The organism is Deltaproteobacteria bacterium (assembly GCA_016874775.1).
Classification (GTDB): domain Bacteria; phylum Desulfobacterota; class Binatia; order Bin18; family Bin18; genus VGTJ01.
Genome location: VGTJ01000298.1, coordinates 1 through 4,324, shown reverse-complemented (window position 1 = coordinate 4,324; position 4,324 = coordinate 1). Strand labels below are relative to the sequence as shown.

Here is a 4,324-nt window from a genome sequence, read left to right as displayed (position 1 = left end):
GCAACTACACACGAGAGCCGCCTAGAACAAACCGTCCTCGCGGAGCAGCAGGCGAAAGCACTGGCTCATGTGACCCAACGCCAGGCAGAGATAGAGGCATATTTTGCTGCTCAGGAAGCATCCCTGCGCGATGGCCGCATCGAGCTTTCGGCACTGCGCGCGCGCCTGGATCAAGCGGCGCTGGTCTTAGCCAAGCGACAGGAAGAAACTGAACTGCATCTTGCCGCACACGATGCGGTCGTGCGTCATTACACATCGGGATTCGGCTATCGACTTAGGCAATTTCTGCGGCGATTTACGGAGATTGCTATTCCACGCAAGGGGTGAGTCGTAAAACTGAAGGGATAGCATTGCTTTGAGGTTTGGGACGAAAAATGATATTTAAAGTAAAATCAGTTGCCCTCCCCGTAGATTTCTTTCTCTGGGTGTGGGTCCGAGACTCCTCCAGACCCAATCGTTGGCAATTGCAATCAAGCCGTGCAAAAAGAAAGGTGAATGAATGAGAGCATCACGATTGATTCTTTTGATCTCTGTTTCGCTCCTCTTCGCTGCATGCAATCGAGAAAGGACTCATGAAACCAGGATTACTGCGTCCTCGGTTCATGAGTCCTACGGCCCGGAGGGCCTACTCAAAGCTGCGGAACCTGGTTGGCACGCTCAGCGAGCGCCGATTTATCCGCAAACGGTCACAATCTCGCTTGCGGGTATTCAGCAGTTCGCCCAGGTCGAATTCTTACCCCAGTTGGGGCAATTGGGGCGAGCACCCAAGAAAGTCTTGGTGGAGATTAGCGACGATGCCAATGCTTGGAAGGAGGTCGCTTCCGTTGAAAACGACTGTAGTGCTCCTTCTGAAAACTGGAGGGCTCACTCATTGGGGCGCACGGTGAGCGCGGCGCACGTGCGCATCAAGATACTTTCCAATTGTGGCGACCTCGACTTGCTGACGCTTCGTGGTATAAGATTCAAATAACAGATTTCAGACCCTCTGTGCGAACTCTTAATCGACTGTCGGTGGCGGTGCCGTGGAGCATGACCCACTACATACCGCTGAATGGGTTTCATCCGCTTTATCGCGCGTTGTTTGATACAAGACCCGAGGGAATCGCTCTCAATGCTCTGGATAATGTCAAGCTGTTCCAGGCCCTCCAGTGGAACGAGCCGCTGCGCCAGAGGCTCCTCAAAGAGACTGGACAGCAGGCATACAAGTTATCGTCCTTGATGAACTACAGGGTAAAGCGGCGCTATGATAACCACTTCACCGCAGCGAATCGTGTCCTCACCGAGTTGCTACCCGGGGAGATCGAATTTCACCACACGGCGCCGTTCCCTTCATTGCGTAGGCCATTCGTTTTTCATTGCGAATCGTTTGCGCCGGTGTTTTTTCCTTTTGCGCACCAGGGAACCGGGAGGCTTCCACGAATCCGGCAAGTCCGAGCGCACTATGCAAAATTATTCGCAAGCGAGGAATGTCTAGGGATATTTTCTCATCTTCCCGAAACGTTGGCTGCCCTCAGCCGATTCTTCAATCATCCGCTGATTGACAACAAACTGCACGTCTCGCCGATGGGTGTTAGCAGTGCCGCTCTTTCATCCCCCACCCAGGGTAAGGCGGCGTCTCTGCAAACTCCCCACTTTCTTTTTGTCAATTCCGCTAACCAAAACCCTAACGGTTTTTTTCTTCGCGGTGGTCATATCGTTCTGCGATTCTGGAAGGAATTGCGCGACCGTGGCATCGATGGCCGACTGTACATGCGTTGCGGCCGTCCAAACGATGCCGAATTGCAGAAGTACGGCGTAGATCCTAGCTTCCTCAAGGCGGAGATTGGTCGAAGCATATTGTGGGTCGAAAATTATCTTACGAACGCGGACCTTAACGCGTTGGTAGGAGCCGTCCATTTCATGCTGCTGCCGAGCGCTTCCCTCCATTCGGTCTCTATCATGCAAGCGATGGCTCTTGGGGCTGTTCCGGTTGTCACCGATACCATCGGTGCTTCTGTCCTCGTCTCCAATGATGTGAATGGCATAGCCCTACAAGGTGTTCGCAAGACGCGATGGCATAAGAACCCCGACACGGGCATTGAGTTTGATCGGCTTTCGCCCGATGAGGCCCTAGACGCGGACCTAGTTGCGCAGCTTACACGGCGCGTTGCCGCTTTGTTGGAAACATCTGGCGCGTATGACCGGGTCCAATCTGCCGCGTTGGCGCGGGCGAAAAGAGATTTCTCGGGCGAAGCGTTTAGCGACAGGTTTTGGGAACAGGTGGGTGTGCTGTATGAGCGATACAAGCGAAGCGATCGGCGATTGGACGACTCGGCCGATGAGGCCTCGCCTTTGACGCATTGCCTGGTAGACGACTCAGATTGGCCAAGGCTTTTTGAAAGCCCGACGCAGCCAGTCAGAAGGCTCTATACAGGTTTTGGATGCGTTGCCGAGTTTGGTGGCGCATACGTGGCCTATACCTCACCACCAGCGATGGAACTTCACGATTGGTCGCCCCTGAGTGCTTATGTGTATCCAAGTTCCCCCAGGCTACACTTTGCGGATTCAATAAAGGGGCTACAAGGCAAATTTTTCGAGGGAAGAGAATCGGCGCAAGAGCGTGGTTTTATGTCTTCCCGCATTCCGATTGTCAAGAGAGCCTTAAAACCTTTTCCGTCGGCTTATAAGCTAGCATCTTGGTCGTTTAGGCATGGACGAAACCGATATCGGCGTTTGATCAGCAAGCGCCAGGAGTCCCCGCCCGAGCTCGTTTTAGAAGGTGTTTGCGGTTACAATATCATTCGCTACAGAAATAGATTCTATGGAATCCTCCAAAGCGAAGGTGCGTTCATCTATGAAAAAATAGCCGGGCAAGGTTATAGCAGTTGCTTTATCGGCTCTACCCTCGCGAACGTCCGTGACCAGATCTTGGTCTCACGGCAATCCGCGCATGGATGATGGGTATGTCTCAGTTGGCCCAGGTGAATTCGTCTGTGCGACCTGTTATTCACCTTTGGATATTCAATCATCCCTTCTATGGCATCAGCGATCAGGTGGAATTTTTCAAACTTTCGTTTGTCGAACACGGCTATCCCGTTTCCGTAGGAAGGCAGCCAAGACTCGGCGCCCTCAACGTCGTGATCGAAAACTTTTCAGAGCTTTCTAGTGAGATCCTCTGCAACTTTTGTCGCTCTACGGGCAAGCGAGTTGCCGTAATCATGACCGAACATCTCGATTTTATCGGAGATCGCATTTTCATCCACGGCGAGCCCCTATGGCAAGAAAACGACTACATGCCATCGGCGACTCAGGCCTCTAGAATTAAGAACTTGATGGATTGCGCTCCCTACATTCGCTCCTTTATCGTCTTAGGGGATTTACCGGAACTTAAGGACATCGGGTCGATTTTTAGCGGGATTGGGGTTCGTCAGATCCCATTTCCGAGCCTCGAGTCGCGACCGAAAAAAGTTGAGGAGATTCCCGTAGATGGTCATTCGGATCTGGTTTTTACAGGTTATATGACGTCGTACCGTCGTGAGCTACTGTCCGAAATCGCGAAGAAGCTCTGTGTCGCTTGCCCTGAAAAATTTGTTTCTCGAAAGGTTCGGGACTCAATGAACCGCAACGCCAAAATCGTCCTTAATTTGCCGCAACGTCAAGGCTGGCGTTGGGTATCCTTGATGCGAATCATCGCAGCCCTACGATGCGGGAGAGCAACGATTTCTATCAGCACGCGAGATACGTCTCTGGTTGCCGCCTGCGCCACACAAATCGACGCCGGGCGGCTAGGGTGGCTCGATGCACTCCAAGAACACGTAGCGCGCTGGGAATCGTTGTATGAGCAGTCGCTTGCGGATTACATGAGATTGGTAGAGTCCTTTGGAACGAAGGTCGGCTTTCCTGACGATCTATTTGACTATTGGTCTATTGTCGAAGGCCTCCGGGACAACGCTGTGCCATGACGGATCCAAACATCGGCCCGTAGCCATGGGCTGCTATGAAGATCCGCGTCTGCATCGGGCGGCCTCGGTTCAGCCAGGTCGTGGTCATTTTTGAAATCACCTTGGTGGCAGCCCGGGAAGCTCGCATAACTACGCGCAGGTTCTCGAACATCTTACTTCAGCGCTGGAAGTTGTCGAGACGATGAACGCGCTTTGGCGTTACTGGTTGGCTACTATAAGCGTCTTGGGAGATCGCGGATGACCTCAGCATCACTCGCCATAACTCCGCTCTAAGCCCACGCGGGTTTCAGAAACTGTAGGGTTTTCAGGAAGTTTTGGGGTATTGGGATTCGCCCATTGGGCGAGTTTTTTCTTGACTTGTATCTGGTTAGTGTTTTATATTT

At 52.5% G+C, this 4,324-nt stretch carries 3 protein-coding genes; all 3 read left to right on the top strand.

All coding sequences use genetic code 11. The features are described 5' to 3' along the window. The first annotated feature begins 499 nt into the window (after positions 1-499). The 3 genes from FJ147_27600 to FJ147_27590 are packed head-to-tail and all read left to right on the top strand — an operon-like array spanning position 500 to position 3,941. The gene (locus FJ147_27600) at positions 500-970 is read left to right on the top strand and encodes a discoidin domain-containing protein (GenBank protein ID MBM4259650.1); all 471 of its coding nucleotides are present in this window, start codon (positions 500-502) and stop codon (positions 968-970) included. Positions 971-1,029: 59 nt separating this feature from the next. Next, entirely contained in the window at positions 1,030-2,937 is a 1,908-nt protein-coding gene (locus FJ147_27595; protein ID MBM4259649.1) for a glycosyltransferase, read from the top strand. Positions 2,938-2,942: 5 nt separating this feature from the next. Then, positions 2,943-3,941 carry a hypothetical protein gene (locus tag FJ147_27590; GenBank protein MBM4259648.1) on the top strand — a complete coding sequence of 333 codons (999 nt, stop codon included), beginning with the start codon at positions 2,943-2,945 and terminating at the stop codon, positions 3,939-3,941. Positions 3,942-4,324 lie beyond the last annotated feature (383 nt).